The 22,256-nt window shown below is 69.7% G+C and carries 22 protein-coding genes; 14 read left to right on the forward strand and 8 right to left on the reverse strand.

The window, feature by feature from the left end:
- Positions 1-8: 8 nt before the first annotated feature.
- Positions 9-755, reverse strand: a complete 747-nt coding sequence (locus ABS772_RS15475) for a sulfite exporter TauE/SafE family protein (RefSeq protein WP_350395730.1) — start codon at positions 753-755, stop codon at positions 9-11.
- Positions 756-1,014: 259 nt separating this feature from the next.
- Between ABS772_RS15475 and ABS772_RS15480 the strand changes: the two genes are divergently transcribed.
- The 6 genes from ABS772_RS15480 (at position 1,015) to ABS772_RS15505 (ending at position 6,966) form a co-directional block, all read left to right on the forward strand.
- The gene (locus ABS772_RS15480; protein WP_238257223.1) at positions 1,015-1,332 is read left to right on the forward strand and encodes a UxaA family hydrolase; all 318 of its coding nucleotides are present in this window, start codon (positions 1,015-1,017) and stop codon (positions 1,330-1,332) included.
- Positions 1,333-1,339: 7 nt separating this feature from the next.
- Entirely contained in the window at positions 1,340-2,620 is a 1,281-nt protein-coding gene (locus ABS772_RS15485) for a UxaA family hydrolase (RefSeq protein ID WP_350395731.1), read from the forward strand.
- 140 nt (positions 2,621-2,760) lie between these two features.
- Positions 2,761-4,125 carry a cation:dicarboxylate symporter family transporter gene (locus ABS772_RS15490; protein ID WP_350395732.1) on the forward strand — a complete coding sequence of 455 codons (1,365 nt, stop codon included), beginning with the start codon at positions 2,761-2,763 and terminating at the stop codon, positions 4,123-4,125.
- Positions 4,126-4,146: 21 nt separating this feature from the next.
- A complete protein-coding gene (locus tag ABS772_RS15495) occupies positions 4,147-5,088 on the forward strand; it encodes an NAD(P)-dependent oxidoreductase (RefSeq protein ID WP_350395733.1) in 942 nt (313 codons plus the stop codon).
- A 4-nt stretch (positions 5,089-5,092) separates the two neighbouring features.
- The gene (locus tag ABS772_RS15500) at positions 5,093-6,082 is read left to right on the forward strand and encodes an Ldh family oxidoreductase (RefSeq protein WP_350395734.1); all 990 of its coding nucleotides are present in this window, start codon (positions 5,093-5,095) and stop codon (positions 6,080-6,082) included.
- Positions 6,083-6,213: 131 nt separating this feature from the next.
- Entirely contained in the window at positions 6,214-6,966 is a 753-nt protein-coding gene (locus tag ABS772_RS15505) for a GntR family transcriptional regulator (protein ID WP_350395735.1), read from the forward strand.
- An 85-nt stretch (positions 6,967-7,051) separates the two neighbouring features.
- Here ABS772_RS15505 and ABS772_RS15510 read toward each other — a convergent pair whose 3' ends face one another.
- Positions 7,052-7,390: a hypothetical protein gene (locus tag ABS772_RS15510; protein ID WP_350395736.1), complete on the reverse strand. Its 339-nt coding sequence runs from the start codon at positions 7,388-7,390 to the stop codon at positions 7,052-7,054.
- A 49-nt stretch (positions 7,391-7,439) separates the two neighbouring features.
- Here ABS772_RS15510 and ABS772_RS15515 point away from each other — a divergent pair, with 49 nt between their 5' ends.
- A complete protein-coding gene (locus ABS772_RS15515) occupies positions 7,440-8,513 on the forward strand; it encodes a YeiH family protein (protein WP_350395737.1) in 1,074 nt (357 codons plus the stop codon).
- Between the two features lie 89 nt (positions 8,514-8,602).
- On the opposite strand, the gene ABS772_RS15520 is transcribed toward ABS772_RS15515, so the two are convergent.
- Genes ABS772_RS15520 through ABS772_RS15545 form a run of 6 tightly spaced genes read right to left on the reverse strand, consistent with a single transcriptional unit; the run spans position 8,603 to position 14,408 of the window.
- Entirely contained in the window at positions 8,603-10,078 is a 1,476-nt protein-coding gene (locus tag ABS772_RS15520) for a class I adenylate-forming enzyme family protein (RefSeq protein WP_350395738.1), read from the reverse strand.
- Between the two features lie 30 nt (positions 10,079-10,108).
- On the reverse strand, positions 10,109-10,840 hold the full coding sequence (locus tag ABS772_RS15525) for a CoA-transferase subunit beta (RefSeq protein ID WP_350395739.1): 732 nt from the start codon (positions 10,838-10,840) through the stop codon (positions 10,109-10,111).
- Positions 10,833-11,660: a CoA transferase subunit A gene (locus ABS772_RS15530; RefSeq protein WP_350395740.1), complete on the reverse strand. Its 828-nt coding sequence runs from the start codon at positions 11,658-11,660 to the stop codon at positions 10,833-10,835. Before ABS772_RS15530 ends, ABS772_RS15525 begins: the two co-directional genes overlap by 8 nt.
- A complete protein-coding gene (locus ABS772_RS15535) occupies positions 11,657-12,400 on the reverse strand; it encodes an enoyl-CoA hydratase/isomerase family protein (protein WP_350395741.1) in 744 nt (247 codons plus the stop codon). The genes ABS772_RS15530 and ABS772_RS15535 overlap by 4 nt, the downstream gene beginning before the upstream one ends.
- Positions 12,401-12,412: 12 nt before the next feature.
- Entirely contained in the window at positions 12,413-13,576 is a 1,164-nt protein-coding gene (locus tag ABS772_RS15540) for a CaiB/BaiF CoA transferase family protein (protein ID WP_350395742.1), read from the reverse strand.
- A 16-nt stretch (positions 13,577-13,592) separates the two neighbouring features.
- Positions 13,593-14,408 carry an IclR family transcriptional regulator gene (locus ABS772_RS15545; protein WP_350395743.1) on the reverse strand — a complete coding sequence of 272 codons (816 nt, stop codon included), beginning with the start codon at positions 14,406-14,408 and terminating at the stop codon, positions 13,593-13,595.
- A gap of 280 nt (positions 14,409-14,688) precedes the next feature.
- Here ABS772_RS15545 and tcuC point away from each other — a divergent pair, with 280 nt between their 5' ends.
- The 7 genes from tcuC (at position 14,689) to soxX (ending at position 22,245) form a co-directional block, all read left to right on the forward strand.
- Complete coding sequence (gene tcuC, locus ABS772_RS15550) at positions 14,689-15,996, forward strand: MFS transporter (protein ID WP_350395744.1); 1,308 nt, start codon at positions 14,689-14,691, stop codon at positions 15,994-15,996.
- 129 nt (positions 15,997-16,125) lie between these two features.
- The gene (locus tag ABS772_RS15555; RefSeq protein ID WP_350395745.1) at positions 16,126-17,205 is read left to right on the forward strand and encodes a YeiH family protein; all 1,080 of its coding nucleotides are present in this window, start codon (positions 16,126-16,128) and stop codon (positions 17,203-17,205) included.
- A gap of 355 nt (positions 17,206-17,560) precedes the next feature.
- Positions 17,561-18,022, forward strand: a complete 462-nt coding sequence (locus ABS772_RS15560; protein ID WP_238256341.1) for a (2Fe-2S)-binding protein — start codon at positions 17,561-17,563, stop codon at positions 18,020-18,022.
- 11 nt (positions 18,023-18,033) lie between these two features.
- On the forward strand, positions 18,034-20,223 hold the full coding sequence (locus tag ABS772_RS15565; protein WP_350395746.1) for a xanthine dehydrogenase family protein molybdopterin-binding subunit: 2,190 nt from the start codon (positions 18,034-18,036) through the stop codon (positions 20,221-20,223).
- A complete protein-coding gene (locus tag ABS772_RS15570) occupies positions 20,220-20,513 on the forward strand; it encodes a c-type cytochrome (protein WP_350395747.1) in 294 nt (97 codons plus the stop codon). The genes ABS772_RS15565 and ABS772_RS15570 overlap by 4 nt, the downstream gene beginning before the upstream one ends.
- Positions 20,513-21,775 carry an FAD-dependent oxidoreductase gene (locus ABS772_RS15575; RefSeq protein WP_350395748.1) on the forward strand — a complete coding sequence of 421 codons (1,263 nt, stop codon included), beginning with the start codon at positions 20,513-20,515 and terminating at the stop codon, positions 21,773-21,775. Before ABS772_RS15570 ends, ABS772_RS15575 begins: the two co-directional genes overlap by 1 nt.
- On the forward strand, positions 21,772-22,245 hold the full coding sequence (soxX, locus tag ABS772_RS15580; protein ID WP_350395749.1) for a sulfur oxidation c-type cytochrome SoxX: 474 nt from the start codon (positions 21,772-21,774) through the stop codon (positions 22,243-22,245). The genes ABS772_RS15575 and soxX overlap by 4 nt, the downstream gene beginning before the upstream one ends.
- Positions 22,246-22,256: the final 11 nt, after the last annotated feature.

Here is a 22,256-nt window from a genome sequence, read left to right on the forward strand (position 1 = left end):
CGCGCCGATCACCCCGGGAAGAGGCCCGGCAGGGCCAGCGCCGTGGTGGTGAGGCCGATCGCGGCCAGCAGCCCGAGCACGAGGCTGCGGAAACGGCGCTGGTCGATCCGGGCGAAGAGCGACAGACCGGCCAGCACGCTCACCAGCACCACCGGCAGGGCGAGGGCGAGATCACCGACCAGTTCCGGCGGGATCGGATCGAGGAAGAGCAGGATTGCCAGCGCCCAGACCTGCATCACCAGGGTGAAGGACTGGTAGACCGCCCGCTGCGTGCGCGGGTCCCAGCCGCGCACGAGGCTCCAGGCCGTCGGCAGCGCCCCGGACAGCCCGGCGATGCCGCCGAGCACGCCGCCCAGGAAGCCGATCGCGCCGTCGCTCCACGAATTGCCGAAGCCGACCCGGAAATCGGCCCGCAGCAGGGAGACGATGCCGCTGTAGAGCACCAGGAACGCCCCGATCGACACCTTGACGACGTTCGGATCGAGCCCGTGCAGGAGATGGATGCCGATCGGCGCTCCGGCGAGGCCGGGCAGGATCATCGCGAAGGCCGTGCCGCGCGGCGGCCAGGTCCGCAGACGCAGGATCGACAGGCTCTGCGAGAGGATGCTGCAGACCAGGACCAGCGCCGTCGCCTCCACCGGCGAGCGGATCGAGAGCAGCGTGCCGGACGCGATCAGGGCGAAGGCGAATCCCGTCAGCCCTGAGATCAAGCCGGCGCAGCCGACGCACAGGATGAGGAGGAGCGTCTCGTTCACGAAAGCATGTCCACGGATGGGAATGGCCGGCGCCCGTCGCGGTCGCGGCCTCGCGCGGCGACTCCGGTCGTTCTTGGAACATATCTTATATAAGACATAGCGCGGCAAACAAGTGTTGGACGCAGCGCGTCAGCCTCGACGCAGGCGCGCATCTCCCATTCCGTGATGAAGTCGGTTTGCGCTTGACGCTCTCAAACTTATAGGTCTTATATAAGACTAGTCGCCGCCAAGAGCCGACGACAGCCAGCAGGAGGACCGCATGAGCAGCCACGCCGCGCCCGGCGAGGGACGCCGCAAGCCGCATCTTCTCGCCCATTCCCCCGAGGACAACGTCGCCGTCGCGGTGATCGAGGGGCTGAGCGCCGAGACCGATGCCTTCGGGGTGATCACCGAGAACGACTCCACCTTCGAGGTGCATGTCCGGCACGACATCCCGATCGGCCACAAGGTCGCGCTGACCGACCTCAAGGCCGGCGATACGGCCATCAAGTACGGCCAGGACATCGGCAAGGTCATCAAGGACGTCGCCAAGGGCGAGCACGTCCACGTTCACAACGTCAAGACGAAGCGCTGGTGAGGTGACGATGTTCAAGGAATCCGCTCAGCTCGAACACGAGATCGCCACGCCCTTCGTCGGCGGCGCTCCCGATCAGTTCGCCACCAAGGCGCTCTCGACCAATCGCGCCTCCGCCGATTACGAGGCCGCCACCTTCATGGGATGGCGCCGCGAGAACGGCCGTGTCGGCGTGCGCAACCACGTCGTCCTGCTTCCGCTCGACGATCTCTCGAACGCCGCCTGCGAGGCGGTGGCCAACAATGTGAAGGGCACGATGGCGCTGCCCCACGCCTACGGCCGGCTCCAGTTCGGCGAGGATCTCGAACTGCACTTCCGCACCCTCATCGGCATCGGCTCGAACCCGAACGTCGCCGCCGTGGTGGTGATCGGCATCGAGGACCAGTGGACCAACCGCGTGGTCGAGGGCATCGCCAAGACCGGCAAGCCGGTGATCGGCTTCGGCATCGAGGGCCACGGCGACATCGCCACCGTCGCCAAGGCCAGCTACCAGGCCAAGCGCTTCGTGCAATGGGCCACTGAGCTCCAGCGCGAGGAATGCCCGATCTCGGACCTCTGGGTCTCGACGAAGTGCGGCGAGTCCGACACCACCACGGGCCTCGCCTCCTGCCCCACCGTCGGCAACATGTACGACAAGCTGATCCCGCACGGGATCTACGGGGTGTTCGGCGAGACCTCGGAGATCACCGGGGCGGAGCATCTCTGCCGGGAGCGGGCGGCGAGCCCGGACATCTCCGACAAGTGGTACGCCATGTGGAAGGCCTACCAGGACGACGTGATCGAGGCCCACAAGACCGACGACCTGTCGGACTCGCAGCCGACCAAGGGCAACATCGCGGGCGGTCTCACCACGATCGAGGAGAAGGCGCTCGGCAACCTCGAGAAGATCGGCCACGAGTGCCGCTTCATCGACGCCCTGCAGCCGGCGGAAAGCCCGGCCAAGGGCCCCGGCCTCTACTTCATGGACACCTCCTCGGCCGCGGCCGAGTGCGTGACCCTGATGGCGGCGGCGGGCTACGTGGTGCACACCTTCCCCACGGGCCAGGGCAACGTGATCGGCAACCCGATCGTCCCGGTGATCAAGATCACCGGCAACCCGCGCACCGTGCGCACCATGGGCGAGCATATCGACGTCGATGTCTCGGGGGTGCTCACCCGCGAGATGACGATCCCGCAGGCCGGCGACGCGCTGATCGACATGGTGGTGCGCACCGCCAACGGCCGGCTCACGGCGGCCGAGTCGCTCGGCCACCGGGAGTTCGTGATGACGAAACTCTACCGCAGCGCCTGACGCACCCGTCCCACGCGCCCGCGGACCGCGCCAGGGTCCCGCGGGCGCCGCCCCGACGCCACGGGGAGAGGACCACGAGAGGAGGAACGACCGCGGGACACATCGCGGCGTCTTCCGTCCCGATACAGTGGAGGAACGCCATGAGGTTGCTGCGGTCGATCTACGGCCAGGTCCTGCTCGGCATCGCGCTGGGTATCGTCGTGGGGGTCGTCGCGCCCGACTTCGCTGTCGGGTGCAAGGTCCTCGGTGACATGTTCATCAACCTGATCAAGATGATCGTCGCGCCCGTCATCTTCTGCACCGTCGTCGTCGGCATCGCCCATGTCGGCGACATGAAGAGCGTCGGGCGGATGGGCCTGAAGACCATCGTCTATTTCGAACTCGCCACCACCGTGGCGCTCGCGGCCGGGCTCCTCTTCGTCAACGTGCTGCGGCCGGGCGACGGCATCGACGCCACCGTCGAGAGCCTCGACGCGAGCCTCGTGGCCGGCATCGCCGGCAAGGCGCACGCGCAGTCGCCGATGGAGATCATCGCCAACATCATCCCGCACAGCGCGGTCGACGCCTTCGCCAAGGGCGATCTGATCCAGGTGATGTTCTTCTCGGTCCTGGTGGGCATGGGGCTCGCCACCCTCGGCCGCAAGGGCGAGTTCCCCCTGCGGGTCGTCCACGCCTTCGGCGACGTGCTGATGAAGGTCGTCGGCCTCATCATGCACTTCGCGCCGGTCGGCGCCTTCGGCGCGATGGCCTTCACCATCGGCAAGTTCGGGCTCGGGATCCTCGCCCAGTACGGGATGCTGATCGTCTCGCTCTACCTGACCTTCATCGTCTTCATCGTGTTCTTCCTCGGCGGCGTGATGCGCTTCTACGTGGGACTGAGCCTGTGGAAGCTGTTCCGCTACACCCGCGAGGAGATGTTCATCCTTCTCGGCACCACCAGCTCGGAATCGGTGCTGCCGCGGATCATGGCCAAGCTCAACGGCCTGGGCGTCGACAAGAGCGTGACCGGACTGGTCATGCCGGCTGGCCTGTCCTTCAACATGGACGGCTCCTGCATCTACCTGACCATGGCGGTCGGCTTCATCGCCCAGGCCCTCAACATCCCGCTGAGCTGGGAGCAGCAGCTCGGCATCCTGGCCATCGCCTTGGTGACCTCGAAGGGCGTGGCCGGCGTGGCCGGCGCGATCCTGTTCGTGCTCGCCGCGACGCTGCAGGCCTCGCAGCTGCTGCCGGTGGCGGGGATCGCCCTGATCATCGGCGTGGACCGCATCCTGAACGAGCTGCGCTGCGTCACCAACGCGGTCGGCAACATGGTGGCGACGCTGGTGATCGCCCGCTGGGAGGGAAAGATCGACCTCGCCCATGCCCGCGCGGTACTCGACGGCCGCATCACGCCCAACCTCGAAACCCTGGACGACGAGAGCGAAGCCTCCGCCGAGCGGCCCGCCCACGAGCCGGCGGCGGCGCTCCGGCGCTCCCCGCCCGGCGCGGTGCCGGCGGTCTGAAGTACAGCGGAGAAGCCAACCATGCCCAAAATCGTCGTCAGCGAGTTCATGGACGAGGCAGCCATCGCCGCCGAACTCTCCGGCTTCGAGGTTCTGTACGATCCCGGTCTCGTCGATCGGCCCGACGTCCTGGCGGCGGCTCTGGCGGGCGCCGACGGGCTGATCGTGCGCAACCGGACGCAGGTGCGCGGCGATCTGCTCGCGGGCGCTCCCGACCTCAAGGTGGTCGGACGCCTCGGCGTCGGCCTCGACAACATCGACGTCGAGGCCTGCCGCGCCCGCGGCATCGCGGTCTATCCGGCGACCGGTGCCAATGACGGGGCGGTGGCCGAGTACGTCGTGGGATGCGCGCTGCTGCTCCTGCGCGGCGCCTACGGCGCGAGCGCCGAGGTCGCGGCCGGCACCTGGCCGCGCAATGCCCTGATGGGCCGGGAGATCGGGGCCAAGCGCCTCGGCCTTGTCGGCTTCGGCGCCATCGCCCGCGAGACCGCCCGCCGCGCCGCCGCCCTCGACATGTCGATCGCGGCGCACGACCCGTTTCTCCCGCCCGAGGATCCGGCCTGGACGCCGGCCCACGGACCGGTCGCGCGCGTCGCCCTCGATGCGCTGATCGCGGACAGCGACGTCCTCTCCCTGCACGTGCCCCTGACCGACGGGACTCGCGGCCTCATCGATGCGGACGCGATCGCCCGGATGCCCCGGGGCGCGGTGCTGATCAACGCCGCCCGCGGCGGCATCGTCGACGAGGTGGCGGTCGCCGCCGCCCTGCGCTCCGGCCATCTCGGCGGCGCGGCGCTCGATGTCTTCGCCCGCGAGCCCCTCGACGAGCAGGCCGGTGCCGTCTTCAAGGACGTGCCGAATCTGATCCTGACCCCGCACATCGCCGGCGTGACCCAGGAGTCGAACGTGCGCGTCTCCGCCGTCACGGCTCGGGCCGTGCGCCGCCACCTCACGGAGAGCTGATCCGATGCCGATCGTTTCCCTCGCGGAGGCGGAAGCGCTCGCCGCCCACGCCCTTGTCCGATGCGGCACGACGGAGTCCGCCGCGGCGAGCGTCGCCCGCGCCCTGGTCGGCGCCGAAGCGGACGGGCTGAAGGGGCACGGCCTTTCGCGCGTGTCGCCCTACGGCGCACAGGTGCGCGCCGGCAAGGTCGTCGGCGACGCGCTGCCGCGCCTGGAACGCCCGCGGCCGGGGGTGCTGGCCATCGATGCCGCCCACGGCTTCGCCTATCCGGCCATCGACCTCGCTGTCGAGGCGTTGCCGGATCTGGCCCGCGAGCAGGGCATCGCCGCGGCCGGCATCCGCCGCTCGCACCATTGCGGCGCGGCGGGCCGCCCGGTCGAGGCGCTGGCGGAGCGCGGCTGCGTCGCTCTGCTCTTCGCCAACACCCCGGCCGCGATGGCGCCCTGGGGCGGGTCCCGCGCAGTGTTCGGCACCAACCCGCTCGCCTTCGCCTGCCCGCTGCCCGACCGGGCGCCCCTCGTCGTCGACCTCGCCCTGTCGAAGGTGGCGCGCGCCAACATCGTCGGCGCGGCCAAGCGGGGCGAGACGATCCCCGAGGGCTGGGCTCTGGACGCGGAGGGACGCCCGACCATCGATGCGCAGGAAGCGCTCGCGGGCACGATGGTGCCGCTCGGCAATGCCAAGGGCACGGCGCTCGCGCTGATGGTGGAACTGCTCGCCGCGGGCCTCGTCGGCGCGCGCTTCGCCGGAGAGGCCTCGTCCTTCCTCGACGCCGAGGGCGATCCGCCGGGCACGGGCCAGCTGATCCTGGCCCTCGACGCGACGGCCATGAGTCCGGACGGTCCGGCCCGCTTCGCCGCGCTCGCGGCGTCCATTGAGGCACAGGAGGGCGCGCGGCTTCCGGGCGCCCGGCGCCTCGCGCTGCGCCGCCGCGCCGAAGCGGAGGGCCTGAACCTGCCGGACGTCTTGCTTGCCGAAATCCGGGCCTTGTGAAGCGATTGCCTGTGCGGAGGAAAATGCTGTGATTGCTCCGATCAACAGGCCGACGTAAGCCAGAGGAGGGAGAGGTGCTGGACACATCCTTCGACGCTCTACCCGCAGGTGGGGCTCGGCGTCGTCACGAGATGGAACGGTCAGGGGACGGGCAGGCGGGTTCAGGGCGTGGCAATGCGGTCGGCTTTCGGCCGCTTTACCGGCAGGTCTACGACACGCTGCTGAAGCGTCTGGCCGACGCCGTCTGGCAACCCGGCCAGATCCTCCCGAGCGAGGGGCAGCTGGCCGCCGAGCTCGGGGTCAGCCAGGGCACCGTGCGCAAGGCCCTCGATGCCCTCACCGCCGACAGCCTGCTGGTGCGCCGCCAGGGCCGCGGCACGTTCGTGGCCGACCACGACGACAAGCAGAGCGTCTTCCGCTTCTTCAAGCTGCGGCCGGACGGCGACGGCACCGGCATGCCGACCAGCCAGGTGCTGTCGATCACCGAGGCCGCGGCCAGCGCGGACGAGCGCGGGCGTCTCGACCTCGTTCGCACCGCCCGCGTCGTGCGGATCGAGCGCGTGCGCTCCATCGACGGGCGGCTCTGCGTCAGCGAGACGATCAGCGTGCCGGCGAGCCTGTTTCCCGGCATCGCGGAACTCGAACTGCCCAACACCCTCTACAGCCTCTACGCGATCCGCTACGGCATCACGATCGCGACCGCCAACGAGCGCCTGAAGGCGGTCGCGCTGGCGGAACGGGAGGCTGGACTGCTTCAGGCTCCGAAGGGAACGCCGGCGCTGGAGATCGACCGCGTGGCCGTCGATCTGGAGGAGCGGCCGGTCGAGTGGCGTCTCTCGACCTGCCTGACCCAGGACATCCACTACCTCTCGGTCCTGCGCTGATCAGGTCCGACGGGGCTGAAACCGGAGCGCTGCCGGTTCGGCGGCGGTGAAGACGGGCCTTGCGGCCGTGTCGGCGAGTGCCGCTCTAGCGGATCCGGCTCTCGACGGGCGCCTCGGTCTGAACGCTCGCGGTCATGGTCGCGCCCACCGGCGCAATGGGATGAGCACCGAAATGGATGCGCCCGACGACGAACAGGAGAGCCAAGCTCCAGAAGACCGCAACGGCGACGTTTCGGGCCCGATGCCGCACCGGCGCGACCGCATCGATGCAGCGCGAATCGATCGGCTCACCGAACGGATCGTAGGCTGACGGCGACGGATCGAGGGGCGTGCGCATGATTTCAAATATCGCGTCCGCGGCCGCCTGCAGCAATGGACGCGACGTTTCGAATTTTCGCAGGAATGGAGATGTCCGTTCTTCCATGAATGAGCACAGAAGAACTTTTTTCTCTCCCCCCCGCGAGGCTCGGCCGATGAGCGCCAGAGCCTGGGCGAAGGACGGGCTGCCCGGTGTGTTCGTCGGCAAGTCCTCCTCGCTGCTTCCCGGTCTTCTGGTCTGCCTCGCGATCACGGTGGCGGCGCTCGCCGTACAAGCGGTGGAGGAGCATCTCACCGGCCATCCCTACATCGAGGCTCTGGTCATCGCGATCCTCCTCGGGATCGCCCTGCGGACCTTCTGGGTCCCGGGCGAGCGCTTTCGCGCCGGGGTGGCGTTCTCGGCCAAGCAGGTGCTGGAGGTCGCCGTCGTGCTGCTCGGTGCCTCGATCAGCCTCGGAGCGATCGTGGCATCCGGCCCGGCTCTTCTCACCGGAATCGTCGCGACGGTGCTCCTGACGATCGGGGCCAGCTACGGCATCTGCCGATGCCTCGGGCTGCCCGCGCGCATGGCCATCCTGGTGGCGGCCGGCAACGCCATTTGCGGCAACTCGGCCATCGCGGCGGTCGCGCCGGTCATCGGCGCCGACGCCCGGGACGTGACGGCGGCGATCGCCTTCACCGCCGTCCTCGGCGTCCTGATGGTGCTCGGCCTACCGCTCTTCGTGCCGCTGGTCGGTCTCAGCGAGCACCAGTACGGGGTGCTGGCGGGACTGACGGTCTACGCGGTCCCGCAGGTTCTCGCCGCCACCGTGCCGGTGGGGCTGCTCGCCACGCAGGTCGGAACGCTCGTCAAACTCGTGCGGGTGCTGATGCTCGGCCCCGTCGTCGTCGCCTTCGCCCTCATCGCCCCCCATCTGCCGGTCGAAGGGGCGACGAGCAAGGCCGGCCCGCGGCGACTCGGCTTCTCCAAGCTCGTCCCCTGGTTCATCATCGGCTTCCTGGTGCTCGCCGCGCTCCGCTCGCTCGGCCTCGTTCCGGAAGCGGTCGTGCCCCTCGTCACGCGAGCCGCGGGCTTGCTGACGGTCATTTCGATGGCCGCCCTCGGCCTCGGCGTGGACGTTCGCGTCCTTGCCCGCGTCGGCGGCCGGGTCACCCTGGCCGTGACCGGCTCCCTCGCGCTGCTGCTGGCCGTCAGCCTTGTTCTGATCCACGTCCTTCGCATCGCCTGAGGCGGTTTTTGGTCGATCACCTCGGGCCCTGCCCCACCCCGTCATCGTGAGGCGGAGGAGAGACCGAGGCGATCAACCGACTTTGTTAGTCAGCGATGGGGTTCGATCGCCAGGACGGTCCGCAGAGCCTTCCGGTCGGTCTTGCCGACGCTGTTCGTTGGCAACACGTCGACGCCTCGGATCTCGGCAGGGACGTAGATGCGGGCGAGCGAACCCTTCACGAAAGCCTTGAGGGCGGGCTCGTCGAGGCGTTCCCCCTCCTTCAGCACTACGAAGGCGACCGGCACCTCGCCGAGATCGGCGTCCGGGGCGCCCACCACGCAGCAGTCGCGGACGGCCGGATGGGTCGTCAGGTGACGCTCGATCAGAGCGGGCGAGATGTTCTCGCCGCCGCGGATGATCACGTCCTTGATGCGACCGGTGATCGAGAGGAAGCCGTCCGCATCAAACCGCCCGAGGTCGCCCGTCCGCAGCCAGCCGTCGACGATCGGCTGCTCCGTGCTCCCGAGATAGCCGGACATCAGGGCAGGCCCCGAGATCCGGATCTCGCCCTCGCTTCCACGCGCCACCTCGGCGTTGGTGGCGGGATCGAACAGTCGGACGGTCTGCCCGGACAGCACCGTGCCGATCGTTCCGACCTTGCGATGCTCGGGCGGGTTCATCGTCGAGGTGCAGGTCGCCTCCGACAGGCCGTAGGAGACGAGCAGCGGTACGCCGAAAGCATCCTCGATCTGCTGGTGAAGCGTCGGCGTGATCGGTGCCGAGCCGCAGCGGAGGAAGCGGAGCGTCGCAAACCGTTCGCCGGGTTCGAGATGCGGGAGCATCCGCGCGTAGATCGTCGGTACGCCGGTCATGTAGGTTGGCCCGTCGTTCCGCAGCGATTCGATGACGGTCTCCGGCCTAAAGCGGTCATGGAGGATCAGGCTGGCGCCGGCCAGGAAGGGAACGATCAGCTGATTGTTGACGCCGTTCGTGTGGTAGAGCGGCATGACGTGGAGGAGCCGGTCCGACGGATTCGTGCCGGTGTGGCGCATGACCCCGTCCGCGTTGCAGATCAGGCTGCCGTGACGCAGGACGACGCCCTTCGGGCGGCCCGTGCTGCCCGAGGTGAACAGCAGCATCGCGCTGTCGTCGCTGCCCAGGCCGTCGTCGATGAAGGCGCCGCCGCCGTTCAGGGTGCTCAAACCCCGCACCGAAAGGCTCTCGGGCGATCGATCGGCGAAGCGGTCGATCAGACCCTCATCGACGACGAGGTGGCGCATGCCGACGGTCTCCGCCTGCTCGGCGACGACCTCGGGCGCGAGTCCGGGCTCGATGAAGCAGACGCAGGCGCCCGCCTGCATCGCGCCGAAATAGGCGGCGATCGCGGCGACGCTCTTCGATGCGATGAGGCCGACCTTGGCGCCGCGCTCGATGCCCCAATCGCGGATCCCCGCGGCGTAGCCGTCGATCAGCCGAGCCAGTTCGGCGTAGGTGACGGCTTCAGGTCCGGCGATGGCCGTCCGGCCGGCCTGCGCATGCCGCGCGATCGCCTCCCGCAGGCGCGCGCTGATCGAGTCCGTCATGCCCTCGCTCCTCCCGTCAAGATTCTTGTCTCAGCGCAGCCGGATCGCCGCATCGCGTTCGAACCGGGCGTCGGGGTCGAGGGCGGCGAGCGCCTCCGCTTCGGCCGGGGTCGGCGGCGGCGTCGGCGCCGCGCCGTCGGCCTCGAAGCGGAACCCGGTCCGATCCCGCACCTCGTCGAGGCTCGCCTCCGGATGCCAGGAGGCCAGGACGAGGCGGCCGTCGCGTTTCGTGAAGACGGCGATCGGCGTCACCACGCCGTGCATGCCGCCGGAGGCGGTGACGAAATCCAGCGTTTCGACCAAGGTCCGGCGCGAGTGCTCGGTTCGCCACGTCACCGCGCGGCGCGCGGTCGGCAGCATCACCGCGCCGCCCCCGCCGCCCGGCAGGCGCACCTTCGGGGCGTGCCAATCGCCGATGCAGGAGACGTTGGTGCGTCCGAGCCCGTCGATCTGGGCCGCCCCGAGGAAGCAGAGATCCATCTGCCCGCGGGTGCAGAGGTCGTAGAAGTCCTCGTTGGCGAAGATCGAGCGGGAGCCCTCCGCCAGCACCGGGTCGGAGGAGGAGATCGGCACCATCGACGGGCTCGGATCCACGCCGCCCGCCACGTTGATGTAGGTGAAGGCGAACGTGTAGGCGCGCTTGGCCAGCAGGCAGGCCAGCATCGGCAGGGCCGAGTTGACGCCGCTGAAGGTGATCTCGTTCGGCCGCACGAAGCGGGCGAGGTTCGTCACGACGTAGGAGAAGGGGGACCACTCAGACATGGGCCGCCTCCCGCGCCTCGGGCGCCGCGTCGAGATGGGCCTGGAGCACGCCGGGGGCGTCGTCCATGTAGGCTTCGACCGCCGGGTAATCGACCGCGTAGTGCGGCCAGCATGAGCCGGGCCAGGCCCCGTCGGGGACGATGCTGACGGCCTCGACGAGGAAATGGGGCACGAGGGTCAGCTCCGGCTGTTCGCGGAACGACGCGCTCGACGCGACGCGCTCGGCGACGACGAGGACGCGCTTGGCCGATCGGCTCATGATGCGATCCCAGTGCGAGGTGCCGTAGACGCGCACGTCGCCCTCCTCGCTGACCTCGTTGGCGTGGATGACGGCGAAGTCCGGGGTGATCCGCGGGATGACGTAGACCGTCTCGCCGCTGCCGTAGGGGTCCTCGACCGTCTTCCAGCCGTTCAGGGCGGGCAGATCGGAGCCGTGAATCCCGCCGCAGGGCATGAAGGGCACGCCGAAGGCCGCGGCGCGCAGGCCCGCGGTGAGGCTGGCGCAGGCATGCTCCTCCAGGCGGATCTGGCCGGTCTCGACCGCGCGCCGATACCACGGTGCGAGGCCGAAATTGCCCTCCATCGCGACGATGCCGGCGCGCGCCCGGCCGAGCGCCCCGGCGCGGCAGAGGATGTCGATATCGTAGCCGGGGGATTGCTTGATGACCTCCAGGTCCCTGCGCCCCTGGCGGATCAGCTCGCGCACGAGGGCGAAGGGGCCGCGGTGGAGGAAGCTGCCGCCGAGGGCGAGCGAGCTGCCGTCGGTCACGCGGGCGGCGAGGTCTCTGAGGGGGACGATCTTCGGCGTGCCGAGACTCACGGGCGTTTCTCCCGATGCGACGATGTTTGGGCGCGGTAGGCGTCGATGCGCGCCTTGAGCCCCGGACGGGCGGCGGAAGTGACGAGGTCAGCGAGGTCCTGCGCCCGCGTATCGGCCGTGGTCGCGCCGTAGAGGGCCGCGGCCGCTTCGGGCGAGAGCCGGCACGCCGCCTCGACGGCGTTCGCGACGGCCTCCGGCCATTCCGCGATCGCGACGCGGCCCGTCAGGAAGCCGTCCTGCAGCGCCTCGTCGGCGTCGAAGACGAGGCCGTCGCCGAGGACCGCGCGGGCGCGGGCTTCGCCGACGCGCTCGGCGTAGCGGCGGGTGCCGAGCACGAGGCCGAAAGCGAGCCCCGGCATCCGGAAGGTCGCGCCCGGATCACCGATGCGGCGCCCGCAGGAGCAGATCAGATCGACGCCGGCGCCGAAGTTGCGCCCCTGCGCCAGCGCCATCGTCTCGAAGGGCGCGTGACGGACGGCCTGCAGCAACTGCTCGACGAGAACGAAGCGCAGAACCAGATCGCCCTCGGACTGCTCCTCGTAGCCGCCGAAATCGAACCCGGCGCTGAAGTTGCGGCCGTTGCCCTTGAGCACGAGCACGCGGATGCCGGTGCGCCCGGCCTCGGCGACCTGTTCGAGCAGGGCCTCGACCAGAGTGGCCGAGAGCGCGTTCATCTTGTCCGGCCGGTTCAGCGTGAGGATCAGGGTCGTGCCGTCGCGCTCGACGAGAAGCTCGCTCATCGCGGATCCTCCTCAGGCCGTCCGGGCCAGGGCGGCCGCCGGCCGTTCGGCTCCGAACACGTCCTCGTTGTGCTCGCCGAGAGCCGGCGGGTCGCGGTAGATCGGAAATCCTTCGCCGGAGAACCGCAGCGGGGAGACGAAGGTGCGCGTCTCCACGCCCGACGGCAGCCTCACCGGCTGCACCCAGCCCATATGCGCGACCTGCGGGTCGGCGAGGGCCTCGGAGTAGCTGTTGATCGGCGAGCAGGGCACGCCGGCCGCGCGGAAACGCGCCAGAAGCTCCACGCAGGTGAAGTCCGCGAAGAGCGTCTCCAGGATCTCGAGGAGCTCGCCCTGGTTCTGCGCTCGCAGGAGCGTCGAGGCAAAGCGCGGGTCCTCGGACAGGTCCGGGCGCTCGATCGCGTCGCAGGCCGAGCGATAGAGCGCGTTGTTGCCCGCCGCCATCGCGAAGTAGCCGTCCTTGGCGCGAAAGGCTTGGTAGGGGGCGTTGCGCGGGTGCGCGGAGCCGAGTCGACGAGGATCGCGACCGCTGCCGAAATACTCGCTGGTCTGGAGCGCGCCCATCGCCAGCGAGGCGCCGAACATCGAGGCGTCGATATGCACGCCCCGGCCGGTGGCGCGGGCCTCCAGCAGGGCGGCGGCGATGGCGTAGGCCGCGTAGAGCCCGGTGCCGAAATCCGAGATCGGCACGCCGCACTTGACCGGCGGCGCATCGGGCTCGCCGGTCACGCTCATCACGCCGCTCATCGCCTGCAGGGTCAGGTCGAAACCGGCCTCCTTCGAGCGCGGCCCTTCCTGCCCGTAAGCCGAGATCGAGCAATAGACGAGGGCGGGCCGGTCGGCGCTGACGGTCGCATAGTCGAGGCCGAGGCGCTGCATGACGCCGGGGCGGTTGTTCTCCAGCACGATGTCGGCGGAGCGGATGAGGTCGCGCGCCCGCGCGTTATCGGCCGGATCCTTGAGGTCGAGCGTGACCGAGCGCTTGTTGCGGTTCAGCGAGGCAAAGTTCTCGCTGTAGCCCTCGCTGATCGGGGGCCAGGCCCGCATGGAATCGCCACCGTCCGGGTGCTCCACCTTGATGACGTCCGCGCCCATGTCGGCGAGGAGCATGGCGCAGAACGGACCGGCAGCGACGCTGCAGAACTCGATGACCCGGATACCGGAAAGCGGTCGCAAAGCCTTACTCCTTCGATCAGGCGAATTCGGCGGTCGCGCCCGAGGGCGCGTGACCCTGAACGGCTCGCGGCGCGTGGTGTGACGAGAGGGTGATGGGATTGTAGCCGAGCGCCCGGGACAGGCTGCGGGCCACGTCGACGACAACATCGCTGTATCGGCGCAGGGCGGCCGGGTTCAGGCGGTCCGCCGGGCCGGAGATGCCGATCGCTGCGCCGGGACGTCCCATCGCATCGTGGACGATGGCGGCGAGCCCGCAGACGCCCTCACGCCACTCGCCGCGATTGATCGCGAATCCCTGGATCCGGACCTGTTCGAGTTCGCGGCGCAGGAGGTCCAGGCTCGGGATCGTCCGGGAGGTGTGGACCTGAAGCACCTCCGGCAGGTGCGCCAGCGCCTCCTCCTGATAGGCGAGCAGCGCCTTGCCGGAGGCCACGCAGTAGGCCGGGGCGCGGCCGCCGATCGAGGAATAGGCCCGCACCGGGTGCGGGCTCTCGATCTTGTTCAGGTAGATGACATCCGCCTTGTCGAGGAGCGAGAGGTGGATCGTCTCCTGCGTCCGCTCGGCCAGCGACCGCATGTAGGGCTCCGCGACCTGCCGCACGTCGATGCGGGCCAGGACGGAACTCGCCAGCTCGAACAGCTTCAGCGTGCACTCGTAGGTGCCGGCCGGTGTGGCGCGGGCGTAGCCGGCGGCCACCAGCGTCTGCAGCGTGCGGTGCACGTTGCTCTTCGTGAGGTTCAGGGAGCGGGCCAGGTCGCTGACGCCGCGCGGCGCCTCGCTGCCGGCGAGATGCTCGAGAACCGTCAGGCCTTTGATCAGCGTGCTGTCCATCGTTCCACTATTCGATACAGCGTTCCACAGGAAGCTAGTGCCGAACGCCGAGGCGCGTCAAGGCCGCGGATCGGTCAACTGGCGAAATCCTTACGAAGATTGTCGGTCAGGTGAACAAACGCCGGTACTATGCTGCATTTTTTCGATTGACGAAGAATGGACTCATTCAATAGCGTAGTGAAAGGTGATACGGCGTTCCATATAATAGAACAATCGGGTGCTGTTCATCGACTCCGGGGAAGACCCGGATCACAACCACCCCATTGTCGGGAGAGGGAACATGGACGCCACGGTGAGAAAGCCGCCGACGAAGAAGGACGTTTTCCGCGTCGTCAGCGGCAACTTCCTCGAAATGTTCGACTTCATGGTCTACGGCTTCTACGCCGCCGCGGTGGCGAAGGCGGTGTTCCCCAACGACAACGAGTTCGTCTCGTTGATGCTGTCGCTGGTGACGTTCGGCGTCGGCTTCCTGATGCGCCCGCTCGGCGCCATCGTGCTCGGCGCCTACATCGATCGGCACGGACGACGCGCGGGCCTGGTCATGAGCCTCGCGATCATGTCCGTCGGCGTCGCCCTGATCGCCTTCACGCCGACCTACGCCTCGATCGGCATCGCTGCCCCGATCCTCGTCCTGATCGGACGCCTGCTCCAGGGCTTCTCGGCGGGCGCCGAATCCGGCGGCGTGTCGGTCTATCTGTCCGAGATCGCCACGCCCGGGAACCGCGGCTTCTACGTGAGCTGGCAATCGGCGAGCCAGCAGGTCGCCGTCGTGTTCGCTGCGGTGATCGGCGTCACCTTGCGGGGCCTCCTCACCGAGGAGCAGATGCTCAGCTGGGGTTGGCGCATCCCGTTCCTGATCGGCTGCCTGATCATCCCGGTGCTGTTCTGGATCCGCCGCTCGATGCAGGAGAGCGAGGACTTCGCCCAGCGCGCCAAGCATCGTCGCGTCACGCTCGGCGAGATCTACCGCTCGCTCCTCCAGAACTGGGCGATCGTCCTCAAGGCCGTTCTGCTCGTCACGCTGACGAGCGTGTTCTTCTACATGATCACGGCCTACACGCCGACCTACGCGCGCCAAGTGCTCGGGCTGAGCGACCAGGACAGCTTCATCGTCACGGTCTGCGTCGGCCTCGCGAACTTCGCATGGGTTCCCGTCATGGGCGCGGTGTCGGACCGCGTCGGCCGTCTGCCGGTGCTCCTCACCTTCTCGGTGCTGATCGGCATCACCGCCTACCCGGTCATGGCCTGGCTCGTGTCGGACCCGTCCTTCGGCCGGCTCCTGGCAACGCTGATGTGGATGTCGTTCCTCTACGGCGGCTATCAGGGCGTCATGGTCGTCACCCTGACCGAGATCATGCCGGCCGAGGTGCGCGCCACCGGCTTCTCGCTCGCCTACAGCCTGGCCCAGGCGATCTTCGGCGGCTTCACTCCGGCGATCTGCACCTACCTGATCCATGCATCGGGCAACAAGGCGATGCCGGGCCTCTGGCTCGCCTGTGCCGCGATGTTCTCGATCGTGGGCGCGCTGACACTCTACCGCAATGCGCATATCGCGCGGCGCTCGGCCCCGTCCGCCAGCCTCGCCTGACCGATCGCGCGGAAGGCGCGAGCGGGCCGCAAGGCTTTTACGAACGGCTTGGGCGGAAACGGTTCCGCCCAGGCGTCAACCACCGAGAACGCGTCGTCGTTCGGACGGGCATCGGGCAGGACGAACGGCATGAGCCTGAGGACGGCGGCACGGGACGCGCTGGCGAACCCGCGAGCAAAGGCCGGCTCGGTCTCCGAACTCTTGCCGGGGGTCCTGCTCTGCCTGACCATCACCGTCGTCGCGGCGGGCATCCAGTCTCTCGCGGAGCGGAGCTTCGGTCATCCCTACATCGAAGCGCTCGTCCTCGCGATTCTGTTCGGCCTCGGTCTCCGCACGGTCTGGCAGCCGAGTCCCCGGTTCCAAGCCGGCATCGCGTTCAGTGCCAAGCAATTGCTCGAGGTGGCCGTCGCGCTGCTCGGCGCGACGGTGAGCGTCGGCGCCCTTCTGGCGTCCGGCCCGGCGCTCCTTGCCGGCATCGTCACCGTCGTCATCCTGGCGATCGGAACGAGCTACGGCATCTGCCGCGCCCTCGGCCTGCCCGCCCGCATGGCCCTCCTCGTCGCGTGCGGCAACGCGATCTGCGGCAACTCGGCCATCGCCGCGGTGGCGCCGGTGATCGGAGCCGACAGCAAGGATGTCGCCGCGGCGATCGCCTTCACGGCGGTACTGGGCGTGCTGATGGTGCTCGGCCTGCCGCTCTTCGTCCCGATCGCCGCCCTCTCCCAGGACCAGTACGGTGTCCTCGCCGGTCTGACGGTCTACGCGGTGCCTCAGGTCCTGGCGGCCACCGTTCCGGTCGGAGTGATCGCCACGCAGGTGGGCACGCTGGTCAAGCTCGTGCGCGTGCTCATGCTCGGACCCGTCGTCGTGCTGCTGTCGCTGCTCGCGCCGCTACTGCCGCGCGACGGCCTGTCGACCAATCGGCGTCCGGGCCGGGTGAGCTTCTTCAAGCTGGTTCCCTGGTTCATCATCGGCTTCCTGACGCTCGCGGGCCTGTGCTCCCTGGGCCTCATCCCCGGCGCGGCCGCGAAGTCGCTGACCCAGGTGGCCGGCTACCTGACCATCGTGGCGATGGCGGCTCTCGGGCTCGGCGTGGACGTTCGGGTCCTCGCTCGGGTCGGCGCCCGCGTGACGGCGGCCGTCACCGGCTCGCTCCTCGTGCTGGTCATGATCAGCCTCGCGCTCATCTACGCCCTCGGCATCGCTTGAGACTGCGTCGGTGCTTGAAAGAAATCGAGTGGAGCCGCGCAACTCCATGTCTTCGATTTAACTCGCAGCGTACTCGAACCATCGAGCGGCCGAAGCCGGACGGCTCGATGCCCATTGGCGGATCAGGCCAGCGTGATTGCGGAATTGCTGCGGCCCTGACCGGCTCGGATCGGCGTGACGCAGCTTCGCTTGACGACCTCGGTTCCGGGTAAACCCTGACAGGGGAGAGGATCGAGCGAGCCATCGCAGCGCCATGACTTGTCACCCGCACCCGGCCGTCGCAGGCACCCCTTGTGATGTCCCGGCATCCGAGGGATACCGTATGCCTTAGGACGACTCCAAGGAGAGGGATGCCATGGCGCGACTGAACGTCAACGGCGTCGTGCGCGAGTTCGATGCCGAGCCGGACACGCCGCTCCTGTGGGTGATCCGGGAGCAGATCGGCCTGACCGGCACGAAGTACGGCTGCGGCATCGCCCAGTGTGGAGCCTGCACCGTGCATATCGACGGCGCGGCGGTGCGCGCCTGCTCGGTGCCGCTTTCCTCGGTCGAACCGGGGCAGAAGATCGTCACGATCGAGGGGCTGGCGCCCGGCGCCGATCACCCGGTCCAGAAGGCGTGGGCCGAGCTCGACGTTCCGCAATGCGGCTTCTGCCAGCCGGGGATGATCATGGCCTCGGCCGCCCTGCTGGCGCAGAACCCGCGCCCGAGCGAGGATCAGATCCGCGCCGAGATCACCAACATCTGCCGCTGCGGCACCTACAACCGCGTGCTCGCGGGCATCAAGCTCGCCGCCGAGCGCGGCCAGTCCGGCTGAGGGGAAGACCGATGCGCAGCGATCGCCAAACCTCCCGCCCCTCCCGCCGCACCGTGCTGGCCGGCGCCGGCCTGTTCACCCTCGGCTTCCATATTCCGGCCCTCGCGCCGGCCCGGGCCGCGATCCTCGACGCGGCGCCCGCCGTCCCGGAGGTGAATGCCTGGGTCGTGGTGCGGCCGGACGAGACCGTGGTGATCCGCATCGCCCGCTCGGAGATGGGCCAGGGCACCCTCACCGGCCTCGCCCAGCTCGTCGCCGAGGAACTCGGCTGCGACTGGGCGCGCGTCACCACCGAGTATCCGAGCCCGGGCCAGAACCTCGCCCGCAAGCGCATCTGGGGCGACTACTCGACCGGCGGCAGCCGCGGCATCCGCGAGTCGCACGAATACGTCCGAAAGGGCGGCGCCGCCGCCCGCATCATGCTGGTCGCCGCCGCCGCCAAGGGCTGGGGCGTGCCGGCCGAGGAGTGCCGGGTCGAGCGGGGCGTCATCACCCACGGTCCGTCCGGCCGCAGGACCACCTACGGCGCAGTCGCCGCGGAGGCGGCGAAGATCGAGCCGCCGAAGGAAGTGGTGCTCAAGGATCCCAAGGACTGGACGCTCGCCGGCAAGCCGCTGAAGCGCCTCGACACCCTGGCCAAGCTCGACGGCTCCCAGGTCTACGGGATCGACCTGACCCTGCCCGGCCTGCTCAACGCCGCGATCCGGGACTGCCCGGTGACCGGCGGCACCGTGAAGAGCTTCGACGCGGCGGCGGTCTCGGGCATGCCCGGCGTCAAGCGCGTGCTGCAGATCGGCGACAGCGCGGTCGTCGTGGTGGCCGATACGTTCTGGCGCGCCAAGACCGCCCTCAACGCGCTGCCGGTCGTCTGGGACGAGGGCCCGAACGCGACGGTCTCTAGCGAGACCATTGCGGCGACTCTGCGCGAGGGATTGGACGCGCAGGAGGCCTTCGTCGGCAACAAGTCCGGCGACGTGGCCGGTGCGCTGACGGGGGCGGCCAAGGTGGTGGAGGCCGTCTACGGCGTGCCCTTCCAGAACCACGCCACGATGGAGCCGATGAACGCCACCGCGGTCTGGACGCCGGAGCGCTGCGAGGTCTGGGCGCCGACGCAGAACGGCGAGGCGGCGCTCGCCGCCACCGCCGAGGCCGCCGGCCTGTCGGCCACGGCCTGCGAGGTCCACAAGATCCATCTCGGCGGAGGCTTCGGGCGCCGCGGCGCCACGCACGACTGGCTGCGGCAGGCGGTGCAGATCGCGAAGGAAATGCCGGGCACGCCGGTGAAGCTGATCTGGACCCGCGAGGAGGACATGATCCATGGCCGGTACCATCCGGTCACGCAGTGCCGCCTGCGCGGCGCGCTCGACAGCGACGGCAACCTCACCGGCCTGCACATGCGCATCTCCGGCCAGTCGATCCTGGCCTCGGTCGCGCCCCAGCGCATGGTCGAGGGCCGCGACCCCGTCACCTTCCAGGGGCTCAACCCGGGCGGTCCGGAAGCGGCGATCGGTTACACGATCCCGAACATCCTCGTCGATCACGCCATGCGCAACCCGCATATCCTGCCGGGCTTCTGGCGGGGCGTGAATCTGAACCCGAACGCGATCTATCTCGAATGCTTCATGGACGAGCTGGCCCACGCCGCCGGCCAGGATCCGCTCGCCTTCCGGCTGAAGCTGATGGGCAATCACCCCAAGCACCGCGCCGTGCTGCAGGCGGTGGCGGACAAGATCGGCTGGGACACCAAACCGCCGGAGGGCGTCCACCGCGGCCTCTGTCAGACGATGGGCTTCGGCAGCTACGTGGCGGGCGCGGCCGAGGTCTCGGTCTCGGAGGCCGGCGAGCTGAAGATCCACCGGATCGTCGCGGCGACCGATCCCGGCCACGCGGTCAACCCGCAGCAGATCGACGCGCAGGTCGCCGGCTCCTTCGTCTACGGCCTGTCGGCGGCGCTCTACGGCGCCTGCACGGTCAAGGACGGCCGCATCGAGCAGACCAACTTCGACAGCTATCCCGTCATGCGGATGGACGCGATGCCCGTGGTCGAGACCATCCTGATGCCGTCCGGCGGCTTCTGGGGCGGCGTCGGCGAGCCGACCATCGCGGTGGCGGCCCCGGCGGTGCTCAACGCGGTCTTCACCGCCACCGGCAAGCGCGTGCGCCATCTGCCCCTGAAGGACGCGGACCTGCGCCGCGCATGAGGGCGGCGCGGCCGGCGCTCGCGTTTCTGGCCGTGCTCGCCTTCGGGCCGGGTGCGGGCGCGGCCGAGACGCGCCCTCCCCCCGGCGCCTCCTCCTGCACCGGCTGCCACACCGAGGGCGCGGCGATGGGCAGGCTGGAGGGACGGCCCGAGGCCGAGATCGTGGCGGCGCTCGACGCGTTCCGCGGCGGCGCGCGGCCGGCCACCCTGATGAACCGCATCGCCAAGGGCTTCGACGAGGCCGAGAGCCGGGCCATCGCCGCCTGGTTCGCGGCGCAGGGATCGCGGTGATGCCGGACACACCCTTCGCGCCGACGCGTCGCGCGCTGATCGGCGGGGCCGCGGCCGTCGCCGTGGCGCGCCCGGCGCTCGGCGGCACGCCCCCGCGCGTCGTGGTCGTCGGCGCCGGGTTCGGTGGCGCAACGGCGGCCCGCTGCCTCGCCGCGGGCGGCATCGACGTGACCCTCGTCGAGGCGGCCGAGCGCTACGTCGCCTGCACGGGCAGCAACGCGGTCGTCGTGGGCCTGCGCGGCATCGCGGCGCAAACCTTCGGCTACGACGCCCTCGGCCGTGCGCTCCGGCTCGTGCGCGCGAGCGCCGATGCGGTCGATCCGGTCGCGCGCCGGGTGAGGCTCGGCGACGGGACGGCGCTCGCCTACGATCGCCTGATCCTCTCGCCGGGGATCGAGCTGCGCTTCGACGCTGTGCCGGGCTACGACGCGGCGGCCGCCGAGGCCATGCCGCATGCCTGGAAGGCGGGGGAGCAGACCGTGCTCCTGGCGCAGCAACTCGCCGCCATGCCGGAGGGCGGCACCGTCGTCCTCTCGGCGCCGGCCAACCCCTATCGCTGCCCGCCCGGCCCCTACGAGCGGGCCAGCCTGATCGCCCATTTTCTGAAGACGCGGAAGCCGCGCGCGAAGCTCATTCTGCTCGACGCCAAGGACACCTTCTCCAAGCAGAAGCTGTTCGAGGCGGCCTGGGCCAAGCTCTATCCGGACATGCTCGAATACGTGCCGCTCGCCGCGGGCGGACAGGTCAGCGAGGTTGATCCGGCGGCGATGATCGTGCGCACCGACTTCGCCGAGTACAAGGCGGACGTCGCCTGCATCATCCCACCCCAGCGCGCCGGTCGCATCGCCGCGCTCGCGGGCTGCACCGACCGGAGCGGCTGGTGCCCGATCGACCCCGTGACCTTCGAGTCGCGCCTCGTGCCCGGCATCCACGTGATCGGCGACGCGGCCATCGCCGGGGCGATGCCGAAATCCGCCTTCTCGGCCAATGCGCAGGGCAAGGTCTGCGCGCAGGCGGTGATCGACGCTCTGGCTGGCCGTGATCCGCAGGATCCGAGACTCATCAACACTTGCTGGAGCCTCGTCGCCCCCGATTACGGCATCTCGATCGCGGGCGTGTTCCGCCCGACCAACGGGCTGCTGGCGGACGTGCCGGGCGCCGGCGGCATCAGCCCGCTCGACGCGCCCGAGGCGGTGCGCGCGCAGGAGGCGGCCTATGCCGAGGGCTGGTACCGGACGATCACCCGGGACGTGTTCGGGTGAAGCGAACGCGCCCTGCCGCCCGCCTCGTCCCGATCGTATTGGCGCTCGCCGTCACGGCGGCGCGGGCCGAGGAGGGTTTGGTCCCCTATCGCATCGTCGGCGACGCGATCCCCGAGCCCCTGACCGGCGCGGCGGGCGACGCGGGCCGCGGCCGGGCCATTGTGGCGGACCGCTCGCGCGGTCTCTGCTTGCTCTGCCATGCGGGACCCTTCCCGGAGGAGCGCTTCCAGGGCAACCTCGCCCCGGACCTGGCGGGCATCGGCGCCCGCCGGAGCCCGGCGCAATTGCGCCTGCGGCTGGTGGACGGACGGGCGTTGAACCCGGACACGATCATGCCATCCTATTACAGCCTCGCGGGGCTCACCCGCGTGGGCCGGGCGTGGCAGGGACGCCCGATCCTCGGTGCGGGCGAGATCGAGGACGTCGTCGCCTTCCTGGCGAGCCTGCGCGAGCCCGAGGGGACGCCATGAGGACGATGACG

This window comes from Methylorubrum podarium (assembly GCF_040270385.1).
Classification (GTDB): Bacteria; Pseudomonadota; Alphaproteobacteria; order Rhizobiales; family Beijerinckiaceae; genus Methylobacterium; species Methylobacterium podarium.

Excerpts from the sequence above, each read along its gene's own strand:
- ABS772_RS15515 (WP_350395737.1), top strand. The coding sequence starts at position 7,440 with ATGAGCGCCAGAGCCTGGGCGAAGGACGGGCTGCCCGGTGTGTTCGTC.
- tcuC (WP_350395744.1), top strand. The coding sequence starts at position 14,689 with ATGGACGCCACGGTGAGAAAGCCGCCGACGAAGAAGGACGTTTTCCGC.
- ABS772_RS15560 (WP_238256341.1), top strand. The coding sequence starts at position 17,561 with ATGGCGCGACTGAACGTCAACGGCGTCGTGCGCGAGTTCGATGCCGAG.
- ABS772_RS15570 (WP_350395747.1), top strand. The coding sequence starts at position 20,220 with ATGAGGGCGGCGCGGCCGGCGCTCGCGTTTCTGGCCGTGCTCGCCTTC.
- ABS772_RS15545 (WP_350395743.1), bottom strand. The coding sequence starts at position 14,408 with ATGGACAGCACGCTGATCAAAGGCCTGACGGTTCTCGAGCATCTCGCC.
- ABS772_RS15500 (WP_350395734.1), top strand. The coding sequence starts at position 5,093 with ATGCCGATCGTTTCCCTCGCGGAGGCGGAAGCGCTCGCCGCCCACGCC.
- ABS772_RS15495 (WP_350395733.1), top strand. The coding sequence starts at position 4,147 with ATGCCCAAAATCGTCGTCAGCGAGTTCATGGACGAGGCAGCCATCGCC.
- ABS772_RS15480 (WP_238257223.1), top strand. The coding sequence starts at position 1,015 with ATGAGCAGCCACGCCGCGCCCGGCGAGGGACGCCGCAAGCCGCATCTT.
- ABS772_RS15485 (WP_350395731.1), top strand. The coding sequence starts at position 1,340 with ATGTTCAAGGAATCCGCTCAGCTCGAACACGAGATCGCCACGCCCTTC.
- ABS772_RS15575 (WP_350395748.1), top strand. The coding sequence starts at position 20,513 with ATGCCGGACACACCCTTCGCGCCGACGCGTCGCGCGCTGATCGGCGGG.
- ABS772_RS15510 (WP_350395736.1), bottom strand. The coding sequence starts at position 7,390 with ATGGAAGAACGGACATCTCCATTCCTGCGAAAATTCGAAACGTCGCGT.
- ABS772_RS15565 (WP_350395746.1), top strand. The coding sequence starts at position 18,034 with ATGCGCAGCGATCGCCAAACCTCCCGCCCCTCCCGCCGCACCGTGCTG.
- ABS772_RS15505 (WP_350395735.1), top strand. The coding sequence starts at position 6,214 with ATGGAACGGTCAGGGGACGGGCAGGCGGGTTCAGGGCGTGGCAATGCG.
- ABS772_RS15535 (WP_350395741.1), bottom strand. The coding sequence starts at position 12,400 with ATGAGCGAGCTTCTCGTCGAGCGCGACGGCACGACCCTGATCCTCACG.
- ABS772_RS15520 (WP_350395738.1), bottom strand. The coding sequence starts at position 10,078 with ATGACGGACTCGATCAGCGCGCGCCTGCGGGAGGCGATCGCGCGGCAT.
- ABS772_RS15525 (WP_350395739.1), bottom strand. The coding sequence starts at position 10,840 with ATGTCTGAGTGGTCCCCCTTCTCCTACGTCGTGACGAACCTCGCCCGC.
- ABS772_RS15490 (WP_350395732.1), top strand. The coding sequence starts at position 2,761 with ATGAGGTTGCTGCGGTCGATCTACGGCCAGGTCCTGCTCGGCATCGCG.
- ABS772_RS15555 (WP_350395745.1), top strand. The coding sequence starts at position 16,126 with ATGAGCCTGAGGACGGCGGCACGGGACGCGCTGGCGAACCCGCGAGCA.